The following is a 23,584-nucleotide window of genomic DNA, read 5'->3' on the forward strand; positions in this document are numbered from 1 at the left end:
CACGGAGAGTGGCATGGACGCGAAGATCGAGGAAATGCATTAAACCGCAGAGAGTGATCGACCGGGTGATTTCTGCGGTCGGCCGTCAGCCATCGCGACCCTCGGGTTCGGCCTTGGGCGGATGCAGGCGCAAGCCCAGCACGCGGCGTGTGTCGGCGGCGGTCACTTCGAGCGTCCAGCCGCTGTCGTGCACGATGGATTCGCCGACTTGCGGCACATGCCCCGCAAGCACTGCGGCGAGGCCGCCGATCGTGTCGATATCGCCATCGACCTCGGCGAGCCGCGGGTCGATCGTCTCGCCGACATCTTCCAACTCGGCGCGCGCATCGGCTTCCCAGGCGCCGCCGTCCAAGGGCACGAGCAACGCCTCGGGGGCGTCGTCATGCTCGTCCTCGATATCGCCGACGATTTCCTCGATCAGATCCTCGATCGTGACGAGACCCTCGGTGCCGAAATATTCGTCGAGAACGATCGCGAGATGGACGCGTTTTGTCCGCATGTCGGCGAGCAGATCGAGCGCGCCGCGCGACATCGGGACGTAGAGCGGTTCGCGGATCAGCTCGGCGATGCTCGGCGGATGCGGCGCGCCAGTCGCAAGGATCGCGAACACGTCCTTGATATGGACCATGCCGATGATCGTATCGAGCTTCTCGCGATAGACCGGCAAGCGGCTGTGGCCGGCCTCGGCGAACAAGGCGACGAGGTTGGCGAAGCTGGTGCGCTCCTCGACCGCTACGATATCGGCGCGGGGCACGCCGACATCGCCGGCATCGCGCTCGCCGAAATGGAGCAGGTTGCGCACCATCGTGCGTTCGAGCGGGGAGAGATCGCCCTTGGCGTCGGGCGCTGGGTCATCCTCGTGCGCGTCGATCGCTTCCTCGAGCGTCGCGCGGAGCGATTCGTCGCCGGTGTGACCCGAGATCCAGCTGCGGAAGCTCCGCCAGATGCTGGTTTCCGCGTGTTGGGCACCGCCGAGATGGCTGGCGGTGCCGGTCGTACTTTGGCCGTCGGGCATGGCGGTCGTTCAGTCCTCTTCGATGAGATAGGGATCGGCAAGGCCAAGGCTCTTCAGCGCGTCGATCTCGATCGCCTCCATCGCCTCGGCCTCCATGCCGACCATGTGATCATAGCCTAGCAAATGCAGCGTGCCATGCACGATTAAATGCGTTGCGTGATCTTCGAGGCTGACGCCTTTTTCCATCGCCTCGCGCGCGCAGGTATCGTGCGCGAGCACGATGTCGCCGAGCAGGACCTCGCCATCGTCGCTGTTCTGGCCGATCGTGTCGAGCAGGTCGGCCTGGACCATCGGAAAGGAGAGCACGTTGGTCGGCTTGTCCTTCTGGCGATATTGCGCGTTGAGGACCTGCACCTCGGCATCGGTGGCGAGGCGGATCGAGATTTCGACCGTGGCAGCGCCGGTCGCGAGTTCGCCATACGGCGTGCGCGAGAGTGCGGCGGTCGCGGCGTGCGTGGCGAGCGCCTCCCAGTCGTGCTCGGGCCAGACGTCTTCTTGGGAGAGGGCGATTTCAAGCATCAGGCAAGGTCCGTATGGAGGAAGTCGTTGCCCTTGTAGAGCAGGCTTGCGTTGTTGGCCTTCGCGCAGGCGTAGGCGAAACAGTCGCCCATGTTGAGCTTGGCGGGGTGGCCACTGTTGCGGCCATACGTCTGGTAAGCGTCGAGTGCAGCGATCAGTTCCGTCGATCCGACATCGACCAAACGCAAGCCCAGCAACTCGGCCGACTCCTCCACCAACGCGCGCGCTTCCGGCACCGACAAAGTGCCGCGCTTGCGTACCGCGCTTACGGTTTCCCAGCACGACATCGCAGACCAGAGCGAATCGGCTTCCGCGAGCACGGTTTGACGGAAGCGGTCGCGCTCCGGTTCGTTGGTGATCATGGCGACGAGCGCGGAGGCATCGACGAAGAGGGTCAATCCGGGGCCTCGCCCCACATCTCGTCGAAGAACGCCTTGTCGGCGTCTGCGCCCGCCGTTGGCGGAAAGGTGTGGCTGGCCCACAACGCATCCAGTTTCTCGCGCGCCGACATTTGCGGCGCGGCGCGGTCGAGCTCGGCCTCTCGCGCTGCGGCGAGTTCGCGGACCAGCGCCGTCTTGGTGAGACCCGACCGTTCGGCGACGCGAGTCACCAGGGCAGCGGTTTCCTCATCCTTGATGTAGAGCGATGCCATCTTCCGTCTCCGGGGATATCCAGACCTTATAGGTCAGGATATCCCCGCTTTCAATCAACTCGCGCCTTCATACGCCTCGACGATGCGTCCGACGATCGGGTGCCGCACGACGTCGGCCGAGCCGAAGCGGCAGATCGACAGGCCTTCGACGCCTTCGAGCCGCCCGACCGCATCGTTCAAGCCGGACGCATTCATCCCGCCGGGCAGATCGGTCTGCTTGGGATCGCCGCACACAACCATCCGGCTGTTCTCGCCGAAGCGGGTGAGGAACATCTTCATCTGCGCGGGCGTGGTGTTCTGCGCCTCGTCGAGGATGATGAAGGCGTCCGCCAGCGTGCGTCCGCGCATGAAGGCGATCGGCGCGATCTCGATCTCGCCCGAGGCGATGCGGCGCTCGACCTGCTCGGCGGGGAGGCAGTCGTTGAGCGCGTCGTAGAGCGGGCGAAGGTAGGGATCGACCTTCTCCTTCATGTCGCCGGGGAGGAAGCCGAGCTTCTCGCCCGCCTCGACCGCAGGGCGCGACAGGATGAGCCGCTGGATGCTGCCGGTGATGAGCTGCGCAACGGCCTGCGCGACCGCGATGTAAGTCTTGCCGGTGCCCGCTGGCCCGAGTGCGAAGATGATGTCGTTGTTGAGCAGTTGCCGCATGTAATGCGCCTGCGCGATCGTGCGCGGGACGATCGTCTTCTTGCGCGTACGGATCATGATCTGCGGGACGGCACCACCGCCAGCATCGGCCTGGATGATACCCGCAAGCGTGGGCTCGCTCGACATCGCGATCACCGCGTCGATCAGCCCGGTGTCGACGACTTCGCCGCGCACGATGCGGTTGTAGAGCCCGTGGAGCACGTCGCGCGCCTGGGCGACCGCCTCTGCACTCCCTTCGAGCCCGACCTTGTTGCCGCGCGCGGTGATGTAGACGCCAAGCTTGTTCTCGAGCGCGAGCAGGTTCTGGTCGAATTCGCCGAACAGCTGCGCCATCAATTGGGGACGATCGAACACGAGTTCGGTGCGGCTGCGATCACCGGATTGCGCGGGGACGGGCTTGCGGCTCATGCGGTTCCTTAACGTCGGAGGGTGAGCAAAAGGTAGGGATCGCGGCGCGGATAGATAGGTGGCGATCGGAATATTCCGACGCGGCGCCCGCAGGCGCTGGGCGCGCGTGCGAGGATCAGCGGCGCAGGCCGATCCGTTCGAGCACGATGCGTCCGCCCGAGAGCAGGATCATGCCGACGCCCGCCGCGATATAGACCCACAAGGCCGCCGGATTGCGCTTCCATTGCGGCGGCACGAGTTCGGTCGGGGCGGGTTTGGGCATAAGCTGCATTTTGCGCTTTTTGGGGAGGCGTGTCGAGAGGGCGCTTCTTTTTGAGCCCTCTCCCATTCTTCATGGGAGAGGGTTGGGTGAGGGCCTTCTGCTTCTTTCTGGCGGCGCAGAAGTGAGAAGACCCTCACCCAACCCTCTCCCGCGAAGGCGGGAGAGGGCTTTAGGAAGAAGACGGCGGGAGGAGGCCGAGCATCGAGTTGGCGCCGGCTTCCGCAAGCGTCACTTCGACGAGATCGCCGATCGCGGCATCGCTCACCAGATGGACCGATTGCAGCCACGGGCTCTTGCCGATCAGCTGCCCGGGCAGCTTGCCGGTGCGTTCCATCAACACCTGGCAGGTCCGCCCGACAGTCGCCGCGTTGAACGCCGCCTGGTCGCGGTTGAGCGCGGCCTGGAGGCGCTGGAGGCGGTCGTCCATCACGTCCTCCGGCACCTGGTCGCCCATCGTCGCGGCGGGGGTGCCGGGGCGCGGACTGTATTTGAAGCTGTAGGCCTGGGCATAGCCGACCGCATCGACCAGGCTCAGCGTTTCGCGGAAATCGGCCTCGGTCTCGCCGGGGAAGCCGACGATGAAATCGCCCGACAACGCAATGTCCGGCCGTGCCGCGCGGACGCGGTCGAGGATGCGGAGGTACGAGTCGCGGCTGTGGCTGCGGTTCATCGCCTTGAGGATGCGATCGCTGCCCGCCTGCACCGGCAGATGCAGGAACGGCATCAGCTTCTCGACCCGCGCATGCGCGTCGATCAGCCCCTGCGTCATGTCGTTGGGGTGGCTCGTCGTGTAGCGGATGCGGGCGAGGCCGGGGATCGCATCGAGCGCGGCGATCAGATCGTGCAGGCCGCGCGCGCCATCGGTCCAGGCGTTGACGTTCTGGCCGAGCAGGGTGAGTTCGCGCGCGCCGGCATCGACCAGCGCCTTGGCCTCGTCGACGATTTGCCCCCAACCGCGCGAGACTTCGCCGCCACGCGTATAGGGCACGACGCAATAGGTGCAGAATTTGTCGCAGCCTTCCTGCACCGTGAGGAACGCGCTCGGCGGTACGCGGCGGCGCGCGGGGAGGTGGCCGAACTTGAGGTCGACCGGCATGTCGGTATCGAGCGCCGCCTCGCCCCGCGCGGCCTTCGCGACGAGGTCGGGCAGGTTGTGATAGGCCTGCGGGCCGACCACGACATCGACCTTCGCGCGACGCACGATCTCGGCGCCCTCGGCCTGCGCGACGCAGCCGGCGACTGCGATCATCGGGGTGCGGCCCTGCTTGCCGGCATCCTTGCGCAGCCGGCCGATGTCCGAATAGACCTTCTCGGTCGCGCGCTCGCGGATGTGGCAGGTGTTGAGCACGACGAGGTCGGCGTCCTTCGCATCTACCTGCGTGAGACCTTGCGCGGCCATCAGCTCGCCCATCCGGTCGCCGTCATAGACGTTCATCTGGCAGCCGAACGATTTGACGGCGTACGTCTTGGGGGCGGTCTTGGGGGCGGGTGTGGCGTCTGACATGATCGGCGGCGCTATAGGCACAAAAGCGCCGGTGCAGAACCCCTGCTAGGCGGTCGGCGCGGGGCGTTCGAGACCGGCGGCGAGGACGCCGGGCAGCGTGTCGCCTTTGCCCGCCCAGGCGTCGTGTCCGATGAACGGCGGGACGGGGCCGCACATCACCACCGACAGCGCCGCTTCGATGCGGCGCTTGCTCTCGGCCGCGATCAGCTTGCGCCCGGGAAAGTCGCGCGGATAGAAGGGTTCGAGGAAGTGCACCGCGACGCGGAACCGCTCTTTGCGCGCAAGCAGCCGCATCGCATTGGCCTTGCCGGTCTCGTCCCCGATCCAGGCGATATCCGCACCGACCGGGCCGTAGTCGAGCAGCACTGGCTGCACCATCACGCCCGGCGGCGGTGGCTCGAGCACCTTGAGCATCGGCGTCTTGAACGGCAGCAACGAGCGGCCGTCGGTGGTCGTGCCTTCGGGGAACACCGTGACCGACCAATTCTCGGCAAGCGTCTCGCGCAGTGCGTTGATCTGCTCGGCGACTCCCAGGCGATCCTCGCGGGCGACGAACACGGTACGGTTGAGCGTGGCGAGCCAGCCGACCACCGGCGCCTCGCGGATTTCGGCCTTGGCGACGAACGCCGTGCCACTTGCCCCCGCGATCGCAAGGATGTCGATCCAGCTGACATGGTTCGCAACGTAGAAGACGTCGCGCTTGAGCGGCACGCCGACGACGCGCACGCGCGCGCCGCAGATCCGTGCCGCGGTGCCGAGGAACAGGCGCGGCCAGGGCGAGGAAAGCCGCACCGTCCGCCACAGATAGTGCAGCGGAATCGCGAGCAGCAGCGTCACCGCGAGCAAGCTCACGCGCGTCCACAGCCTGACCCAGCCGAGCCAAGAGATCGGGGGCGGGCGGCCAGCGGCCGCGTCGGCCCGCGCCGAGGCGCGCGCCGCAGCCGCTTCAGCTCTTGCGGTCAAGGACGACGCCGTACAATTCCATGCGGTGATCGACCAGCCGGAAGCCAAGCCGTTCGGCGATTGCCTTCTGGAGCTGCTCGAGCTCGGGATCGACGAATTCGATGACCTTGCCGGTCTCGACGTCGATCAGATGATCGTGATGCGCCTCGGGTGCGGGCTCGTAGCGCGAGCGGCCGTCGCCGAAATCGTGGCGGTCGAGGATGCCGGCCTCTTCGAAGAGGCGAACGGTGCGGTACACGGTGGCGATCGAGATGCCCGGATCGATCGCCGAGGCGCGCTCATAGACCTTCTCGACATCGGGATGGTCTTCGGCATCGGAGAGGACGCGCGCGATCACGCGACGCTGGTCGGTGATACGCAGGCCTTTTTCGGCGCACAGGGCTTCAAGATCGATATGACGCGGCATGCGGCCGATGTAGGCGCTTCGCGGTTGTTGCGAAAGGGGATAGTGAGTCGCAACAAGCCCGATCGACCAACCCTAGAGCCCCTCCCTGTCGCGGGAGGGGCGGTGGCAGGTGCTTAGCGTGCAGCGACCTTGCGGCGCTTGGTGCCGAGGCCAATCTTCTTGGCGAGCGTGCGACGCTGCTCGGCATAGTTGGGCGCGACCATCGGGTAATCGGCGGGGAGATTCCACTTCGCGCGATATTGCTCGGGGGTCATCTGATAATGCGTCATCAGATGGCGCTTGAGCATCTTCAGCTTCTTGCCGTCTTCGAGGCACACGATGAAGTCGGGCTTGATCGAAGAGCGCACCGAAACTGCGGGCTCTTGCTTGATGGTTTCAACGGGCGCCGGGCCACCAAGGCTGGTCAAAGCACCATGAACGTTTGCGATGAGCACCGGAAGATCCGAAACCGCAACGCTATTGTTGCTGACATGCGCAGCAACGATGTCCGCGGTCAACGTAATCAGGGTCTCCTGCAGTTCGTCCATCACGTCCATAATAATCCTTTCACGATCAACTCGGCAGGCGTCTCAGCCCGCCTGACGGGGCCTATCGCCGCTCCGCTCTCCCTGTGCAAGCAGTAATGAATATGTGACAAAAGGTTTAAGGTATTAAGCGGCGATACGTTAGAGCGTCATAAGTCTGTCCGTTGTGTCCGCGATAGTAATCGCGGCGTCGACCGGCCATGATAAAGCCCTCGGAACTATACAATTTAATGGCGTCATTATCGCTGCGGACTTCGAGATGAATGCTGGTCGCGCCTTGCAATCCGGCATCGCCGATAACGGTACGCAGAAGAGCGCCAGCGACACCGCGGCGACGCAGATGCGGTGTAGTTGCGAGCAACAACAGTTCTGCTTCGTCGAGCACGCGACGCGACAAGGCGAAACCGGCGGATTCACCGGCAACTTCGGCAAGTGTCAGCCACACGCCTGGCATTGCGAGCAGGCCGAGCACTTGATTGTGGGTCCACGCCTCGCCGAAGCGCGGATCGAACGCCGCCTGCATCACGCGATCGACACTCGCCAGATCGGCGACGGCGCCAGTCCGCAAGGCGATGCCGATCATCGTGCTCATGCCACGGGCACGAGCGGCTTCGCGTCGGGCGCGCGGCCGTAGATCGGCTTGGGTTCGAGCGTCGCCCAGTGCGGCGGCAGCAACACCGCGTCGGCGGCGTTGGGCAAGCGTGGATCGGCGACGATCGTAGGGTCGAGGGCGGTCAGGTAGCGGACGCCGCTGCCGATCGCGGTACGCCCTGCCAGCGCGGCGAGCGCCGCTTCGGGCCGCAGCGACGTAAAGGGACCGGTGTCCCGATCTGGCGGGGCAAAACCTTGCATGAAGACTTCGCCATGCCCGCCTTCGAGAATGATCGCAAGATCACCACTGCCACCGCTGCCGAACGCCGTCGCGGCGAGCAGATTGAGCGAGGAATACCCGGTGAGCCTTGCGCCCCAGCCGAGCGCGAGGCCGCGCGCGGCGGCGATCCCGACGCGGATGCCGGTGAAGCTGCCCGGCCCGCAATCGACCAGGATCGCGTCGGCGCGGCCACCGCCGGGCAAGTCGGCAATCATCGGAATCAGCCGCTCGGCGTGGCCGCGACCGACGACTTCATGCGTCTGGGCGAGGACCGTGCCGTTCTCGATCAGCGCTACCGAGCACGCAGCGGTGGCGGTTTCGATTACGAGCGTGCGCGACAAGGGCGTCAGGCGAGCGTGTTGAATTTTTCGAACGCCGGGCGGGGGAGGCGCCCGTAGACCGTCGACGGATCGCCATGCCCGAGCGTTGCGATGAAATTGGTGGTCACGTTCGGCGTGTCGGCGAAGAACGCGGCGTCGACCGCCTTGCCGTCAAACCCCGACATCGGCCCGGTATCGAAACCGAGCGCACGCGCCGCGATCAGGAAATACGCGCCTTGGAGCGTCGAATTGCGGAAGGCCGACTCGGCCCGGACCTCTTCCTTTGCAAACCACGGCCGCGCATCGACGTGCGGGAAGAGTTCGGGGAGGTGATGGTGGAAATCGCGGTCCATCGCGATGATCACCGTGACGGGCGCCTTGCGCACCTTGTCGGCATTCGAATCCGAGCAGCAGACGGCAAGTTTTTCCTTCGCGGCGTCGCTGGTGCACCAGACAAAGCGCGCGGGAAGCTGATTGGTCGCGGTCGGGCCCCATTTCATCAAGTCCCAGATCGCGTGCAGATCTTCGGTGCTGACCGGCTGATCGGTATAGCCGTTATAGCTGCGTGCGGCGCGGAAGATCTGGTCGAGCGCTGCGTCGTCGATGATGGCCATGCTCAGACTGCTCGCACTTCGGTGACTTCGGGTACGTAATATTTGAGCAATTGCTCGATACCGTTCTTGAGCGTCGCGCTCGACGACGGGCAGCCGGCGCACGCGCCCTGCATCGCGAGGAACACCTTGCCCTTGTCGAAGCCGCGATAGACGATGTCGCCGCCGTCATTGGCGACCGCCGGGCGAATGCGCGTCTCGATCAGATCCTTGATCTGCGCGACGATGTCGGCGTCGGCGGGATCGTCGTTGAAGCTATCCTCGGCGGGGACTGCGATGCCACCGGCATTGCCGGGTTTGAACAGCGGCATGTTGGCGCTGAAATGATCGAGCAGCAGGCCGAGCACATCGGGCTTGAGCGCCGACCAATCGACCCCGGCGGCGGCGGTGACCGAGACGAAATCGCGACCGAAGAACACGCCCGTGACGTCACCCAGGCCGAACAGCGCGTCGGCGAGGGGCGACGCCTCGGCGTCCTCGGGCGTGACGAAATCGCGGGTGCCCGCTTCCATCACGACACGGTTGGGGAGGAATTTGAGCGTCGCCGGGTTGGGCGTCGTTTCGGTTTCGATCAACATGCCTGCCATGTGGCGCGCGTGTGCGGCGGGTGCAAGGGTGGATATGGAAACGCTGGGGTGCTGGCGGTCGCCGCATTCCGCCGCTATCTACGCCAGATGATCTCGCCCTCGCGTATGACGCGCTTCGCCTTCGCTTCCGTCCTGGTCCTGGCTGCCGTGCCGCAGGTCGTCGCCCAGACCGCTCCCGCGCAGCCCGCACTGCGCGCCGCCAACACGCCGGTCGATCCGCAGAGCGCGATCGCGAGCCGCGAGGCGTGGCTCTACAAGGGCAGCGACATTACCCCCGATCCAGCGTGGCATTTCGGCACGCTCAAGAACGGCTTGCGCTATGCGGTGCGCAAGAACGGCGTCCCGCCGGGGCAGATCTCGATGCGCGTGCGGATCGACGCGGGTTCGCTCTACGAGACCGACCCCGAGCGCGGCTTCGCGCATCTCATCGAGCATCTCTCGTTCCGCGGCTCGCAATACGTCCCCGATGGCGAGGCCAAGCGCATCTGGCAGCGGATGGGCACGACCTTCGGCTCGGACACCAATGCACAGACCACGCCGACGCAGACGGTCTACAAGCTCGACTTGCCGAGCGCGACCGAGGCGGGGATCGACGAGAGTCTCAAGATCCTGTCGGGGATGGTCTCCAACCCCAACATCACCGCGACCGCGCTGGGGGCCGAGCGGCCCGCGGTGCTCGCCGAACAGCGCGAGCAGCCGGGGCCGCAAGTGCGCGTGATCAATGCGCTCAACGAGACGTTCTTCGCCGGGCAGCCGCTCGCCGATCGTTCGCCGATCGGCCACGTCAAGGAGCTCGAGGCGGCGACCGCCGACACCGTTCGCGCGTTCCATGATCGCTGGTATCGCCCCGAGCGGACGCTCGTCGTAATCGCGGGCGATTTCGATCCCGCCAAACTCGAGACGATGGTCGCGAAGAATTTCGGCGGGTGGAAGGGCATCGGCCCCAATCCCGCCGACCCCGATTTCGGCAAGCCCGACCCCAAGCAGACCACCACCAAGGCGGTGGTCGAGCCCGGCATTCCGACGCGGATCGAAATGGCGATCGTGCGGCCGTGGCAGTACAACGACGATACGATCGTCTTCAACCAGAAGCGGCTCGCCGATTTCATCGCGCTCGCGGTGATCAACCGCCGGCTCGAGACGCGCGCGCGCTCCGGCGGCAGTTATATTGCCGCCGCAGTGCGGCTCGACGATCCGTCGCGCTCGGCCAACGGCACCTTCGTGACGATCTTGCCGGTCGGCTCTGCCTGGGATCCTGCGTTGAAGGATGTTCGCGCGGTGATCGCCGATGCACAGGCCTCGCCGCCGACCAAGGCCGAGATCGAGCGCGAGCTCGCCGAGCAGCGCGTGTCGTTCAAGACGCAAGTCGACACCTATCGCGCCGAAGCCGGTAGCAAGGAAGCCGACGACATGGTCCAGGCGCTCGACATTCGCGAGACGACGACCTCGCCGGCGGTGATCCAGGGCGTGTTCGAGGATGCGGTCAAGAAGGGCTTCTTCGCCCCCGACAAGATCCTCGCTGCGACCAAGCGGCTGTTCCAGGGCACCGCGACGCGCGCGCTGATCTCGACCCCGACCGCCGAGCCGGGGCTCGAGACGACGCTTGCCAATGCGCTCAAGGTCGATGTGAAGGGGCTCGCGGGGAAACGCACGCGGCAGGGCAATGTGACCTTCGCCAGCCTGCCCAAGCTCGGCGCGCCGGCAACGATCGTCTCGAACACGCCGATCAAGGAGTTCGAGATGCAGGAGTACAACCTGTCGAACGGCGTGCGCGTGCTGGTCTATCCGACGACGTCGGAGGACAGCCGCGTCTATGTCCGCGTGCGCTTCGGCGGCGGCTATAACGCGCTGCCGTCGAACAAGGAGACGCCGGCCTGGGCGGCCGATCTCGCGCTCACCGCGGGCGGCATCGGGAAGCTCAACCAGGGCGATCTCGATGCGTTGACCTCGGGGCGGCGGATCGGGCTCGATTTCGGAATCGACGAGGACGCTTTTCTCTACAATGCGCTGACTTCGCCCGCCGATCTCGACGACCAGTTGAAGCTGATCGCTGCCGCCATGTCGGCGCCGGCGTGGGATCCGGCGCCGGTGCTGCGCGCGCGCGCGGTCGCGGTGTCATCTTATGCCGGCGCGAATGCGTCGCCGACCGGCGTGCTGTCGCGCGATCTCGATCGCTTGCTGCGCGATGGCGATCCGCGCTGGGGTACGCCGAGCCTTGCCGCGATCAACGCGACAACGCCTGCCGCCTTCCGAGCCTTGTGGGAGCCGCTGCTCAAGACCGGGCCGGTCGAGGTGATGGTGTTCGGCGACATCAAGGCCGACGTTGCGATCGCGGCGGTGCAGAAGACGCTCGGCGCGCTCCCGCCGCGCACTGCGGCGACCGAGCAGACCCCGCCACCGCATTTCCCGGCGCACAACACCACGCCCGTCACGCGCACGCATGACGGCCCGGCGAACCAGTCGGCGGCGGTGATCGCGTGGCCGACCGGGGGCGGCGTCGCCGGGCTGAGCGAGGCGCGGCGGCTCGAAGTGCTCGCGGCGATCTTCAGCGATCGTCTGTTCGACCGGCTGCGCTCGCAGGCGGGCGCGAGCTACAGCCCCAACGTATCGAGCGATTGGCCGACCGGTTTCGCGACCGGCGGCAAGATGGCCGCGATCGGCCAGGTCGCGCCCGAGAACATTCCGCTGTTCTTCAAGCTCTCGCGCGAGATTGCGGCCGAGCTGGTGTCGACGCCGATCGACGCCGACGAGCTCAAGCGGACGATCGGGCCGATGCAGCAGTCGATCCAGCGCCAGTCGACCGGCAACCAGTTCTGGATGAACCAGCTCGACGGCGCGACCTATGATCCGACGCGGATCAATGCGCTGATGCATCTCTATTCGGATATCTCGAACATCACCGCGGCGCAGCTGCAGGAGACCGCAGCGAAGTATCTGCGGCCCGATCGCGACTGGACGTTGCAGGTGGTGCCGGCGGGCGAGGGGAAGAAGTAAGCCCTCACGTCACCCCGGCCTTGTGCCGGGGGCAACCGTTCCGCGCGTGCTGCGTCTGCAGCGCGTGTAGAGCGGTGGACCCCGGGACGAGCCCGGGGTGACGGGTTTGGACTGCGGGGCCGGCGGGGGTGAGCGGATCGGTACCGCCCCAACGCGTCACCCCCGGCCTTGTGCCGGGGTCTACCCCGCCGCGCGTGCTACGACGGCGGCGCGAGGGGCGTGGTGGACCTCGGCACAAGGCCGGGGTGACGTTCGAGGGTCAGCGGATCGGCGAGTTCGGATCGAGCCGCATGTCGAGATACTTGTCCACGCTGCCCATCAGCTGCGGCATTTCGTGTTCGAAGAAATGGTTCGCCTTGGGGATCGTGTCGTGGTGGATCGTGATGTGCTTCTGCGTGCGCAGCTTGTCGACCAGCTTCTGCGTTGCGAGCGGGGGCGAGACTTCGTCATTCTCGGCTTGAATGATGATCCCGCTCGCCGGGCACGGCGCAAGGAAGGTGAAGTCGTACATGTTCGCCGGCGGCGCGACCGAGATGAAGCCGCGGATCTCGGGGCGGCGCATCAGCAGCTGCATGCCGATCCACGCGCCGAAGCTGACGCCCGCGATCCAGGTGGTCTGCGCCTCGGGATGGAAGCTCTGCACCCAGTCGAGCGCCGACGCCGCGTCGGACAGCTCGCCCACGCCGTTGTCGAAGGTGCCCTGGCTCTTGCCGACGCCGCGGAAATTGAAGCGCAGCGTCGCGAAGCCGCGGCGCTGGAAGGTCTTGTAGAGCTCCATCACGATATGGTTGTTCATCGTGCCGCCGGCTTGCGGATGCGGGTGGAGGATCATCGCGACGGGCGCGCGCGGGCGCGGGCCGGGGACGAAACGACCTTCGAGGCGACCATCGGGGCCGGGGAAAATGACTTCTGGCATCGGACCTGCTGACTGTAGAATGTGGGGCGCGGCCCGTAGGATATGGGCGCGGGAGCTTGTGCGCTATATAGCCATGACCCTGCTTTTCGCAATCTTAACGGAGCCGCCCCGCTTTTGACCGACCGTCCCGCTTCCCGCCTCTATCTCGATCACGCGGCGACGACGCCGATGCTGCCGGCCGCGATCGCCGCGGGGGAGGCGGGGATGCGCAGCTGGGCGAACCCGTCCTCGCCGCATGCCGAGGGTCGCGCGGCGCGCGCGGCGCTCGAGGCGGCGCGGGCGAGGATCGGCGCGGCCTATCGTTGGGGCGGCGAGACGATCCTGACGAGCGGGGCGAGCGAGGCGCTGGGAATCGCACTCGGGCGCGCGGTGGCGGCTCGGCGGCTGATCTCGGCGGTCGAGCATGACGCGGTGATTCGCGCTGGCGGCGATGCCGGCGTGGTGCCGGTCGATGGACAAGGGTTGCTCGATTTGACCGCGCTTGCCGCGATGCTCGACGGCGAACGCGCGATCGTCGGGGTGCAGTGGTGCAACAGCGAGACGGGAGTGCTGCAGCCGATCGCCGAGATCGCCGCGATCGTCCATGCCGCGGGATCGCTGCTGCTGGTCGATGGCGCCCAGATGCCGGAGAGCGCTGCTGGCGACGTCGTCGAGCATGCCGATTTCCTGGCGATTTCGGCGCACAAGCGCGGTGGCCCGCCAGGGATCGGCGCGCTGCTCGTGCGCGATATTGCGACGCTCAGCCCGACTGGCGGGCAGGAACGCGGCTATCGCGGCGGGACCGAGAATGTGCCTGCCGCGCTCGGTTTCGCTGCTGCTTTGGCTGAGGCGGAAGATGTCGCCAAGATGCGCTCGCTGCGCGCGAAGCTCGATGACGCGATCGCACGCTCGGGCGGCCAGCTTGTCGCTGCCGACGCGCCGCGGCATCCGGCGATCGGCGCGTATCGCATGCCGGGGATGGCAGCGGCGACGCAGTTGATCCGCTTCGACATGGCGGGGATCGCAGTGTCGGCGGGGAGCGCGTGTTCTTCGGGGAGCATGAAGCCGAGCCATGTGCTCGGCGCGATGGGGTGGAGCGTCGAGGCGTCGCGCGAGGTGGTGCGCGTCAGCTTCGGGCGCACGACGACCGAGGCCGATGTCGACCGCTTCATCGCCGAATGGCGCAGCGTCGCCCGCTCGGCGCGGGCGTTTGCGGCGTGATCTATCTCGAGTACCAAGCGACCACGCCGCTCGCGCCCGAGGCGTTCGACGCGATGCTGCCGTGGCTGCGCGACCAGCACGCCAACCCGCATTCGGCGCATGCCGCAGGGCGCAAGGCCAAGGCGGTGGTCGAGGTCGCGCGGTCGCGGATCGATGACCATTTCGTGGCCGAAGGCGATATCGCCTTCACCAGCGGCGCGACCGAGGCGCTCAACTGGGCGATCAAGGGCACGCAAGGGCCGATCGTCACGCTCGCGACCGAGCATGCCGCCGTGCTCGACACGGTCGAGGCCGAGCGCGCGCGCGGCCGCACGGTGACGATCCTGCCGGTCGGCGCGGACGGGCTCGTTGATCTGGGCGTTGCGGAGGCGGCGATCGGGCCGGGGACGGGGCTCGTCGCGGCGATGCTGGTCAATAACGAGATCGGCGTGGTCCAGCCGATCGCCGAACTGGCCGAGCTCGCGCATCGCGCCGGTGCGTTGATGCTGTGCGACGCGGTGCAGGGGTTCGGACGTATCTCGATTCCGTCGAGCTGCGACCTCGTCGCGCTGTCGGCACACAAAGTCTATGGACCCAAGGGCATCGGGGCGCTGTGGATCCGCAAGGGGGTCGCGCTCGCGCCGTTGCTGCATGGCGGCGCGCAGGAAGCTGCGGGACGATCGGGCACGCTGTCGCCTGCGCTGTGTGCGGGGTTCGGCGAAGCGGCGCGGCTGCTGCAGACGGAGGAATATCCCGACGCGCTCAAGGTCGACTGCCTGTGGACGCTCGCCACCAAACGCCTCGGCCCCGAGTGGCATATCAACGGATCGACCGAGCAGCGCTATCACGGCAATCTCAACATCCGCCGCGATGGGCTCGATGTCGCGCGGCTGATGTCCGACCTCCGCGATATCGCCTTTTCGGCGGGGTCGGCGTGTGCGAGTGGCTCTGGCCGATCGAGCCATGTGCTGCGCGCGATCGGGCTCTCCGAAGCGCAGGCGCGCTCCAGCATCCGGCTGGGCTTTGGTCGCTACACGCCCGAGGCGGAGCTGGCAGAGGCGATCGACCGGATCGTGGCAGCGACCGATGCGCAACGGATCGCGGGAGGAATTGCGGCATGACGCTGGTACGCTTCATCGGAATCGACGGGACACTGCGCGAGGTCGATGCCGCGCCCGGCGCGCGGCTGCTCGAGGTCGCGCAGGCCGATGGCCAACCGCTCGAGGGCACGTGCGAAGGACAGATGGCCTGCTCGACCTGCCACGTCATCGTCGCGGCCGAGGATTTCGCCAAGCTCCCGCCGCCGAGCGAGGATGAAGAGGATATGCTCGACCTCGCGGCCGGTGCAACGCGGACCAGCCGGCTCGCGTGCCAGATCTTGCTCGCGCCTGATTTAAATCAATTAACCGTACGGATTCCCGGCGAAGTTCGGAACATGCAGGGCCGTTGATCATTACGCTCCCGTACCCCTTGGTACCCACTGGGAGAGATTTGATGAAGTTCGCAGCCCTTGTTTCGGCTGGCCTGATCGCCGCCGCTGCCCTCGTTCCCGCCGCCGCCAGCGCGCAGCAAAACCGCCACGACCGCGTCGTGACCCGCACCGTCCATACCGAGCGCCACAATGGCTATCGCAACCACACGCGCCGCGTCTGCAAGGTGACCTATCGCCATCACAAGCGCATCCGCACGTGCCGCACGGTCCGCTACTGAGACCGGCTAGGCAAGCCCCGCCGATAAAGCGGGCTTGATCCCGCCGCCCGACCCCGCCATATGCGCCGCGGGAGTCGGGCGGACGTAGTCGTCGCCAACCTGGTCAGATCCGGAAGGAAGCAGCCACAACGATTTCGCTACGGGTCGTTCCGGCTCCCACCGCGCAGCCGCCAAGCTGCACCGCAGTTGTAGCGCGAGGTCGCGGAAAGCGCGGCCGGCGGCGCCTCCAGCGCCGTCCGACGACACGGCTTAGCCGGGCCGCCGCTCAACCGCCCGACCGCAGCAAAGCCTGGAACCGACCCTCCCGCCGCTGCGGCGCACACACGTCGGTCGACCGATCGCGCCGCATCACGGTTTCAACGCGCTACGCCCTGCGCAACCTTCGCCGCGGCAGCATCGTTTCGATCATGAAGCAATCGCGAGTTTTCCGCATGACTGGCCTTATCTCCACGATTCTCGTCGCCGGGCGCGACCGTCAGCGGCTGAGCGAGATCGTCCAGGTGGCGTCGCGGTTCGGGCTCGGGGTATTGCTCGCGCAGCTCGGGCTCGCGCGCGCGCCGGTCGATGCGGCGCTGCCCGACGAGCCCAACACGCTGCCGCGCAGGACGCGGCTCGCGCTCGAGGAACTCGGCCCGACCTTCGTCAAGCTTGGTCAGATCCTCGCGACTCGCGGCGATCTGCTGACGCCCGAATGGATCGCCGAACTCGAGCTGCTCCATTCGCGTGCGCCGACGTTGCCGTTCGAGACGCTGCGCCCGGCGGTCGAGGCGGCGCTCGGCCAATCGCCCGAAACCGCGTTCGCGACCTTCGATCCCGCGCCACTCGCCGCGGCGTCGATGGCGCAAGTGCACCGCGCGACGCTCACCGATGGGAGCGCGGTCGTGCTCAAGATCCGGCGCCCAGACATCCGCCCGCGGATGGAGGCGGATCTCCGCCTGATCGCGCACCTCGCCGCGCTGGCCGAGACGGGCAGTGCGGAGGCGCGGCGTTTCCGGCCGTCGGAGATGATCCGGCAGTTGGCCGAGGCGGTGCTCGAGGAACTCGATTTCACCGCGGAGGGGCGCAACGCCGACCGCCTGCGCGCCGATTTCGCCGACGATGCGCGGATCGTCATTCCGCAGATCCACTGGGAATGGACGTCGGAGACGCTGTTGGTGATGGACTATGTCGCGGGGGTGCCGCCGCGCGACGGCGCGACGCTGCGTGCCGTCGGGATCGATCCGAGCGCGATCGCCGCGCTCGGGGCCGATCTCGTGCTCGACATGGTGCTCGTCAACGGACGCTTCCACGGCGATCCGCATCCAGGCAATCTGCTGTGCCTGCCGGGCAATCGCATCGCGTTGCTCGATCTCGGGATGATCGGCCATGTCTCGCCGCGGCGGCGCGAGGAATTCATCGGTTTCGTCCAAGCGCTGTCGCGGTCCGATCCGGCGCAGCTGGCCGATGTGCTGGCGGTGTGGTCGGCTGGAAGCGGCGTGCCGCGCGAGCGCGTGCAGGCGGCGGCGGAACGGCTGATCGTCCGTCACGGCGGCGGTCGCGTCCTGCTGGCGCCGATCGTCGGCGATCTGCTGCCGCTGATGCGCGACGAGGGCATGACGATGCCGCCCGATCTGCTGCTGATCTTCAAGGCGCTGGTGACGATCGACGGCGTGTTGCAAGCGATCGAGCCCGATTTCGATCTCTCGGCGGCGATGCAGCGCGCGACACTGCGAATCGTCAAGGCGCGGCTGTCGTCGGAGCATTGGGCGCCGGTCGTGCAGGCGCTTGCGTGGGAGGTGATCAAGCTCGGCGACGATGCGCCGCGGCTCGTCCGCGCGGCGGTCCGCCGGCTCGAGGCGGACCCCGCCGGACCGGTGCAGAGCGATCCGGCGGCAGCGATCCTGACGGTGGGGCGCTGGATCGCGGCCGCGGTGCTCGTTGCCGCGGGGATCATTGCGGCGGCGCTGTTCCTTGTCTGAGCGGGGCAGGGCGCGCTAATCGCCGCGTCGCGCACCAACCCTTCGACACGGCGCGCCCGCCGCGCTAGACCGCCCGGCGATGTCCGACTCCTTCGATCTAGACCTTCCCGTCACCGCCTCGAAGGACGCGTACCGCGTCCTCGCGCGCAAATATCGACCGCAGACCTTTGGCGAGCTGATCGGCCAGGATGCGATGGTCACCACGCTCGGCAATGCGATCCGGCGCGGGCGTCTCGCGCATGCCTTCCTGCTGACCGGCGTGCGCGGCGTCGGCAAGACGTCGACTGCGCGATTGCTGGCGAAGGCGCTCAACTGCATCGGGCCCGACGGCACCGGCGGCCCGACGATCGACCCGTGCGGCGTGTGCGAGCCGTGTGTCGGGATCGCCGAGGGGCGGCATATCGACGTGATCGAGATGGATGCCGCGAGCCATACCGGCGTCGACGACATGCGCGCGGTGATCGATGCCTCGCGGATGACGGCGTTCGTCGCGCGCTACAAGATCTACATCATCGACGAAGTCCACATGCTGTCGAAGAACGCGTTCAACGCGTTGCTCAAGACGCTCGAGGAGCCGGCCGAGGGCGTGAAGTTCGTGCTCGCGACGACCGAGGTCAACAAGGTGCCGGTGACGGTGCTGTCGCGCTGCCAGCGCTTCGATCTGCGGCGCATCCCGGCCGAGAAGCTCGCCGAGCATTTCGCGCGCGTGTCGAAGGCCGAAGGCGTCGAGGCCGAGCCCGAGGCCTTGGGGCTGATCGCGCGGGCGGCCGAGGGCTCGGCGCGCGACGGGCTGTCGATCCTCGACCAGGCGATCGCGCATGCCGATATGGACGGCGGCGCGGTGAGTGCGGCGGCGGTGCGCGACATGCTCGGCCTGTCCGATCGCGGTGCGATCCGTGACTTGATGGCGTTGCTGATCGCGAGCGACGGCGTTGGCGCGCTTGCCGCGCTTCGCCGGCAATACGATCTCGGCGTCGATCCGCTCGGCGTACTGCGCGGGCTCCTCGAAACGGTCCATGCGACGACGCTGGTGAAGCTCGGCGCGACGCAGGAAGCGGGGCAGGCGACCGAAGAGCGCGAGGCGCTGGTCGGCTGGGCCGAGACGCTGTCGTTCGCGGTGCTCCACCGGCTGTGGCAGTTGCTGCTCAAGGGCCATGACGAAGTCGCCCGCGCGGCGATGCCGATCGAGGCGTGCGAGATGGCGTTGTTGCGGCTCGTCCATGCCTCGAGCCTGCCCGATCCGGGCGAGCTCGCGCGCATGATCGCGGCGGGCGCGCCGATGATAGCGGCGCCGGTCGCGCAAGCCGCCGCCGCACCGGCGCAGGCGCCCGCCGCCGAGGCGGTCTTGCCGAGCACGGTCGAGGGGATCGTCGCGCTGCTCGAGGATGCCGGCGAACTCGCGCTGTCGTCGCGGATCGTGCATCATGCGAGCGTGATCAGCATCGTCGAGGCCGAGCTCGTGCTGAGCAACGCGCGACCGCTGCCGGCCGATCTGGTCGGTGATCTCGGTGCCGCGCTCAAAGCGCTCACGCGCCGCGCGTGGAAGATCACGACGTCGCCCAAACCCGGCCGGCCGACATTGCGCGAGGCCGAAGCAGCCCAATATGAGAGTTTCAAGGCCAGCATCTTGGCAAGCCCGATGATCGAAGCGGCGTTTGCCGCTTTCCCGGGCGCCGAGCTGCCCGAGACCGAGATCAAGAGCTTGCTCGAAAAAAGGAGAAATACCGTATGAAGAGCATCGAAGACATCATGGCGATGGCGCAGAACGTCCAGGCCGAGCTGACCAAGGCGCAGGACGGGCTCGACAAGATCGAGGTCGAGGGCGCCGCCGGCGGCGGGCTCGTCAAGGTCCGCGCCTCGGCCAAGGGGCGGATCATCGGGATCGAGATCGACCCGTCGCTGCTCCAGCCGAGCGAGAAGCAGATGGTCGAGGATCTGGTGATCGCGGCGTTCAACGACGCAAAGGTCAAGGCCGATGCGGCATCGGGTGCGGAAATGGCGAAGATGACGAGCGGCATTCCGTTGCCGCCGGGCTTCAAGCTCCCGTTCTGAACGGCCCGTACGCCACGGGCCTTCGCTCGTTTTTGGGAGGCGGGTGATGTGCCTGCATCGGTCCGCTCGAAGCGCCAGCGGCTGAGTCGGACAGGGCGCTGCCGCCACGGTATGAAGGGTTCGTTTCCGAAAGGGCCGGATCGGAATATTTGTGGCGGCGCCGACACATAACGTCAACAATCATATGCATTCGACGTCAAAGCGCTTTTCAACCTTTCACCTGACATTCATCATCCTGGCAACCGGCTGAGAGAAGCCGAGCTTAACAGGGATATGAAATGCTTGTAGGAACACCTCGTGGGCGGGCTTTGCTCGCCCTGTCCGCGTCGCTCTTTGCGATCGTGACGGCAAGTTCAGCGGTCGCACAGGACACCGCGCCAACGCCCGGCAGCGTCCCGCCGACCACCCAGCCAGCCACTGCCGACGACACGACCGGCGAGATCGTCGTCACCGGATCGCGCATCCGCAATCCGAACGGCGCGTCCGCGGTTCCGATCAACTCGATCAGCGCTGCCGAATTGCTGCAGACCGGCACGACCAACATCGGTGAAGTGCTCAACAAGCTGCCCGGCACTGCCAACACGTTCAGCCAGGCGAACTCGACTCGTTTCCTCGGCACCGCCGGCCTCAATCTGATCGATCTCTACGGCCTGGGTACGCAGCGCACGCTGGTCCTCGTCAACGGCCGCCGTCACGTCGCTTCGGACGTGCTCAACAACGCGGTCTCGACCGACATCAACACCATCCCGAGCGACCTGATCGAGCGTGTCGACATCGTCACCGGCGGCAGCTCGGCAATCTATGGTTCGGACGCGATCGCTGGCGTCGTGAACTTCGTCCTCAAGGATCATTTCGAAGGTCTGCAGGTTCGCGGCCAGGGTAACATCACCCCGCACGGCGATGCCGGATCCTATTATGGCAGCCTGCTCGCCGGCAAGAATTTCGCCGACGGCCGCGGCAACATCGCGATCGATCTCGAATATGCGCGGCAGAACAGCCTCTACGCTTCGGACCGTTCGAACTATGCCAGCAGCAACGGCTTCCTGCTGGTGAACTCGGCCGGCGGTGCGAACACGTCCGGGCCTGCCAACAACCAGTTCTTCAACGACCGTCGCACCGGCACGATCTCCGATGGCGGCCTCGTCGCCTTCGGCAGCACGACGGGCGCATGCGGCCGCGATTCGCAGGGCCGGGCGTTCACCTGCAACTACCTGTTCCAGCCGGACGGTTCGCTGGTGCAGCAGACCGGCACGCGCGTCGGTCTCGCGCCGACCGCGGGTTCGCCCTCGGGCAGCTCGTTCATCGGCGGCAACGGCAACACCGGGCGTGAAAACACGCTGGTCCAGCTCTACCCCGAACTCGATCGCTATTCGGCGAACTTGATCGGCCATTTCGAAGTCTCGAAGGCGTTCATCCCGTTCGTCGAAGCGAGCTTCGTGCGCACCAATTCGGTCGGGCAGGGCTCCTCGGGTCCGGCGTTCATCACCGGTTCGACGATCGGCAGCGCGTTCGGCTATTCGGCACCGCTGTCGACCTATGAGCGGCCGAACCTCGACAATCCGTATCTGTCGACTCAGGCGCGCGCGCAGATCATCTCGGCATTGGTTGCCGGTGGCGCCAACCCAGCGAACATCACGGGGGCGACGCGCTTCACGCTGCGCCGCAACCTGACCGATCTCGGCACGCGTACCGAATCGGCGACGCGCGACACGTATCGTATCGTCGGCGGCGTCCGGGGTGATCTCAGCAGCCACCTCAACTATGAGGTTTCGGCGAACTATGGCGAGTTCATCGAGAACACCCGCCTCGAAGGCGTGATGAACACCCAGCGTTTCCTGCTCGCAATGGACGCGCAGCGGAACGCATCGGGCCAGATCGTCTGCGGTTCGCAGATCAGCGCTGCCCGTGCCGGTACCGATCTCAACGGCGATGCCGCCAACCTGGCGCGCGACATCGCGGCGTGCGTTCCGATCAATCCGTTCGGCAACGGCAACATTTCGCAAGCTGCCAAGAGCTACCTGCTCAACTCGATCTCGGCTTCTGGAAAGCTGACGCAGCTCGACATCGTGGGTACGATCGCGGGCGATACGGGTGCCTTCTTCAACTTGCCGGGCGGCCCGATCCGCGGCTCGGTCGGTGGCGAATATCGTCGTGAAACCGCGCGCTATGCGCAGGATGCGGGGGTCGCGAACGGCTATTATTTCTACAATGCGATCCCGGCCTTCACGCCGACGTCGTTCGAGGTGAAGGAAGCGTTCGCCGAGGTTCAGCTGCCGCTGCTCCGCGATCTGCCGTTCGCCAAGGAACTGACCGTCGGTTCGGCCGCACGCGTTTCGAACTATAAGGGTTCGGCGGGCACGACTTGGACGTACAATGCGACCGGGACCTACAAGCCGATCGATCAGATCACGTTCCGTGGATCGTACAACATCGCGGTCCGTGCGCCGAACCTGGCCGAGCTCTACACCCCGCAGGGCCAGAACTTCGCGCCGGGCTTCATCGATCCGTGCGCTGCGGATCACATCGCGGAGGGCTCGGCTAACCGCGCGGCGAACTGTGCCGCTGCAGGGCGTCCGGCGGGCTACAACTATGCGTACAACCAGTCGCTGGTGTACCGCAGCGGTGGCAACCCCGATCTGAAGGCGGAAGAATCGCGCTCGATCACGGCGGGTGTGGTGTTGCAGCCGGTCCGCGACCTCGTCCTGAGCGTCGATTACTACGACATCAAGGTCGACAACGTCATCCAGTCGGTCGATGGGCAGACGATCGTCGATCAATGCTACGATCTGTCGAACCCGAACAACCAGTTCTGCGGCCAGTTCAAGCGTGCCGGTGCAACGGGTGGTTCGGGCGGCGAAGAGCCGTTCCGCATCATCGAAGGCAGCCTGCTCGCCTCGTCGCTCAACTACGCCAAGCTTCAGGCGCGCGGCATCAACACCGACGTCACCTATCGTCACAAGTTCGGCGACTTCGGCGCAACGGTGCACGTGGTGTGGAATCACTCGATCCTGAACGACCAGTTCACCGACCCGACCGATCCGACCTATGTCACGCGTTTCAACACGACCGTCGGCATTCCGAAGGATCGCGTCAACGCAAGCTTCGGCTTCACCTACAACAAGCTCTTCCTGAACTATCAGGTGCGCTACATCTCGCCGCAGCTGATCGGCGATTACGAGACGGTGAACTCGGTTCAGGGTCGCGCGCCGACCAACCCGAACCAGTATCCGAACAACTACTACCCGGCGGTCGATTATCACGATTTCCGTCTGGGCGTGAACGTGACGCCGAAGTCGACCTTCTATGTCGGCATCGACAACGCCTTCGACCGGCAGCCGCCCTACGGCTCGACCGGCATCGGCGGCGGCACGGCGATCTTCGACAATATCGGTCGCCGCCTGTACGCAGGTGTCACCGCGAACTTCTGATCGGCTTCGATCGGAACGACACCTTGGGGTCGCCGCGAAAGCGGCGGCCCTTTTTGT

The 23,584-nt window shown here is 66.4% G+C and carries 24 protein-coding genes and 1 other RNA gene; 10 read left to right on the forward strand and 15 right to left on the reverse strand.

The features are described from left to right. Nucleotides 1-85 precede the first annotated feature (85 nt). The 14 genes from ACP7C5_RS10350 to ACP7C5_RS10415 all read right to left on the reverse strand — a co-directional run bounded on the left by ACP7C5_RS10350 (nucleotide 86) and on the right by ACP7C5_RS10415 (nucleotide 9,281). Nucleotides 86-1,015, reverse strand: coding sequence for a hemolysin family protein (locus tag ACP7C5_RS10350; RefSeq protein WP_426264172.1), 930 nt, complete (start codon nucleotides 1,013-1,015; stop codon nucleotides 86-88). A gap of 9 nt (nucleotides 1,016-1,024) precedes the next feature. After that, on the reverse strand, nucleotides 1,025-1,534 hold the full coding sequence (gene ybeY, locus ACP7C5_RS10355) for an rRNA maturation RNase YbeY (RefSeq protein WP_426264173.1): 510 nt from the start codon (nucleotides 1,532-1,534) through the stop codon (nucleotides 1,025-1,027). Next, nucleotides 1,534-1,932, reverse strand: a complete 399-nt coding sequence (locus ACP7C5_RS10360; protein WP_426264174.1) for a type II toxin-antitoxin system VapC family toxin — start codon at nucleotides 1,930-1,932, stop codon at nucleotides 1,534-1,536. Before ACP7C5_RS10360 ends, ybeY begins: the two co-directional genes overlap by 1 nt. After that, entirely contained in the window at nucleotides 1,929-2,186 is a 258-nt protein-coding gene (locus ACP7C5_RS10365) for a type II toxin-antitoxin system VapB family antitoxin (RefSeq protein WP_140851674.1), read from the reverse strand. Before ACP7C5_RS10365 ends, ACP7C5_RS10360 begins: the two co-directional genes overlap by 4 nt. A 54-nt stretch (nucleotides 2,187-2,240) precedes the next feature. Further along, nucleotides 2,241-3,242: a PhoH family protein gene (locus ACP7C5_RS10370; protein WP_189675716.1), complete on the reverse strand. Its 1,002-nt coding sequence runs from the start codon at nucleotides 3,240-3,242 to the stop codon at nucleotides 2,241-2,243. Between the two features lie 115 nt (nucleotides 3,243-3,357). Then, a complete protein-coding gene (locus ACP7C5_RS10375; protein ID WP_426264175.1) occupies nucleotides 3,358-3,513 on the reverse strand; it encodes a hypothetical protein in 156 nt (51 codons plus the stop codon). Between the two features lie 160 nt (nucleotides 3,514-3,673). Next, nucleotides 3,674-5,008: a tRNA (N6-isopentenyl adenosine(37)-C2)-methylthiotransferase MiaB gene (gene miaB / locus ACP7C5_RS10380; RefSeq protein WP_426264176.1), complete on the reverse strand. Its 1,335-nt coding sequence runs from the start codon at nucleotides 5,006-5,008 to the stop codon at nucleotides 3,674-3,676. Nucleotides 5,009-5,053: 45 nt separating this feature from the next. Continuing rightward, nucleotides 5,054-5,971: a lysophospholipid acyltransferase family protein gene (locus ACP7C5_RS10385; RefSeq protein WP_133186727.1), complete on the reverse strand. Its 918-nt coding sequence runs from the start codon at nucleotides 5,969-5,971 to the stop codon at nucleotides 5,054-5,056. Beyond that, the gene (locus ACP7C5_RS10390) at nucleotides 5,955-6,377 is read right to left on the reverse strand and encodes a Fur family transcriptional regulator (RefSeq protein WP_133186729.1); all 423 of its coding nucleotides are present in this window, start codon (nucleotides 6,375-6,377) and stop codon (nucleotides 5,955-5,957) included. The genes ACP7C5_RS10385 and ACP7C5_RS10390 overlap by 17 nt, the downstream gene beginning before the upstream one ends. A 113-nt stretch (nucleotides 6,378-6,490) precedes the next feature. Beyond that, nucleotides 6,491-6,913: a MucR family transcriptional regulator gene (locus ACP7C5_RS10395; protein ID WP_133186731.1), complete on the reverse strand. Its 423-nt coding sequence runs from the start codon at nucleotides 6,911-6,913 to the stop codon at nucleotides 6,491-6,493. Nucleotides 6,914-7,019: 106 nt separating this feature from the next. Continuing rightward, complete coding sequence (locus ACP7C5_RS10400) at nucleotides 7,020-7,493, reverse strand: GNAT family N-acetyltransferase (RefSeq protein WP_133186733.1); 474 nt, start codon at nucleotides 7,491-7,493, stop codon at nucleotides 7,020-7,022. Next, nucleotides 7,490-8,113 (reverse strand): tRNA (adenosine(37)-N6)-threonylcarbamoyltransferase complex dimerization subunit type 1 TsaB, encoded by a 624-nt coding sequence (gene tsaB / locus ACP7C5_RS10405; protein WP_426264177.1) that lies wholly within the window; start codon nucleotides 8,111-8,113, stop codon nucleotides 7,490-7,492. Before tsaB ends, ACP7C5_RS10400 begins: the two co-directional genes overlap by 4 nt. A gap of 5 nt (nucleotides 8,114-8,118) precedes the next feature. Further along, a complete protein-coding gene (locus tag ACP7C5_RS10410) occupies nucleotides 8,119-8,706 on the reverse strand; it encodes a malonic semialdehyde reductase (protein ID WP_426264178.1) in 588 nt (195 codons plus the stop codon). 2 nt (nucleotides 8,707-8,708) lie between these two features. Then, entirely contained in the window at nucleotides 8,709-9,281 is a 573-nt protein-coding gene (locus tag ACP7C5_RS10415) for a NifU family protein (RefSeq protein ID WP_189676216.1), read from the reverse strand. 96 nt (nucleotides 9,282-9,377) lie between these two features. On the opposite strand from ACP7C5_RS10415, the gene ACP7C5_RS10420 reads away from it, so the two are divergent. After that, nucleotides 9,378-12,284, forward strand: a complete 2,907-nt coding sequence (locus ACP7C5_RS10420) for a M16 family metallopeptidase (RefSeq protein WP_426264281.1) — start codon at nucleotides 9,378-9,380, stop codon at nucleotides 12,282-12,284. Between the two features lie 259 nt (nucleotides 12,285-12,543). Here the strand turns inward: ACP7C5_RS10420 and ACP7C5_RS10425 are convergent, their stop codons facing one another. Then, nucleotides 12,544-13,200, reverse strand: coding sequence for an alpha/beta hydrolase (locus ACP7C5_RS10425; protein ID WP_133186743.1), 657 nt, complete (start codon nucleotides 13,198-13,200; stop codon nucleotides 12,544-12,546). A gap of 42 nt (nucleotides 13,201-13,242) precedes the next feature. On the opposite strand from ACP7C5_RS10425, the gene ACP7C5_RS10430 reads away from it, so the two are divergent. The 9 genes from ACP7C5_RS10430 to ACP7C5_RS10470 all read left to right on the forward strand — a co-directional run bounded on the left by ACP7C5_RS10430 (nucleotide 13,243) and on the right by ACP7C5_RS10470 (nucleotide 23,527). Next, nucleotides 13,243-14,400: a cysteine desulfurase family protein gene (locus ACP7C5_RS10430; RefSeq protein ID WP_426264179.1), complete on the forward strand. Its 1,158-nt coding sequence runs from the start codon at nucleotides 13,243-13,245 to the stop codon at nucleotides 14,398-14,400. Then, nucleotides 14,358-15,500 (forward strand): cysteine desulfurase family protein, encoded by a 1,143-nt coding sequence (locus ACP7C5_RS10435; protein ID WP_426264180.1) that lies wholly within the window; start codon nucleotides 14,358-14,360, stop codon nucleotides 15,498-15,500. The genes ACP7C5_RS10430 and ACP7C5_RS10435 overlap by 43 nt, the downstream gene beginning before the upstream one ends. Then, nucleotides 15,497-15,829: a 2Fe-2S iron-sulfur cluster-binding protein gene (locus tag ACP7C5_RS10440; RefSeq protein ID WP_426264181.1), complete on the forward strand. Its 333-nt coding sequence runs from the start codon at nucleotides 15,497-15,499 to the stop codon at nucleotides 15,827-15,829. The genes ACP7C5_RS10435 and ACP7C5_RS10440 overlap by 4 nt, the downstream gene beginning before the upstream one ends. A 44-nt stretch (nucleotides 15,830-15,873) precedes the next feature. Beyond that, the gene (locus ACP7C5_RS10445; RefSeq protein ID WP_426264182.1) at nucleotides 15,874-16,089 is read left to right on the forward strand and encodes a hypothetical protein; all 216 of its coding nucleotides are present in this window, start codon (nucleotides 15,874-15,876) and stop codon (nucleotides 16,087-16,089) included. A gap of 66 nt (nucleotides 16,090-16,155) precedes the next feature. Next, an RNA gene (gene ffs, locus ACP7C5_RS10450) (signal recognition particle sRNA small type) lies at nucleotides 16,156-16,253 on the forward strand. A gap of 267 nt (nucleotides 16,254-16,520) precedes the next feature. Further along, on the forward strand, nucleotides 16,521-18,047 hold the full coding sequence (locus tag ACP7C5_RS10455) for an ABC1 kinase family protein (protein ID WP_426264183.1): 1,527 nt from the start codon (nucleotides 16,521-16,523) through the stop codon (nucleotides 18,045-18,047). Nucleotides 18,048-18,126: 79 nt separating this feature from the next. After that, complete coding sequence (locus tag ACP7C5_RS10460) at nucleotides 18,127-19,779, forward strand: DNA polymerase III subunit gamma/tau (protein WP_426264184.1); 1,653 nt, start codon at nucleotides 18,127-18,129, stop codon at nucleotides 19,777-19,779. Further along, nucleotides 19,776-20,099 (forward strand): YbaB/EbfC family nucleoid-associated protein, encoded by a 324-nt coding sequence (locus ACP7C5_RS10465; RefSeq protein ID WP_133186755.1) that lies wholly within the window; start codon nucleotides 19,776-19,778, stop codon nucleotides 20,097-20,099. Before ACP7C5_RS10460 ends, ACP7C5_RS10465 begins: the two co-directional genes overlap by 4 nt. A gap of 278 nt (nucleotides 20,100-20,377) precedes the next feature. Next, entirely contained in the window at nucleotides 20,378-23,527 is a 3,150-nt protein-coding gene (locus ACP7C5_RS10470) for a TonB-dependent receptor domain-containing protein (protein WP_426264185.1), read from the forward strand. Nucleotides 23,528-23,584 lie beyond the last annotated feature (57 nt).

This window comes from Sphingomonas sp. PWP1-2, assembly GCF_049898305.1.
GTDB classification, from domain to species: Bacteria; Pseudomonadota; Alphaproteobacteria; order Sphingomonadales; family Sphingomonadaceae; genus Sphingomonas; species Sphingomonas glacialis.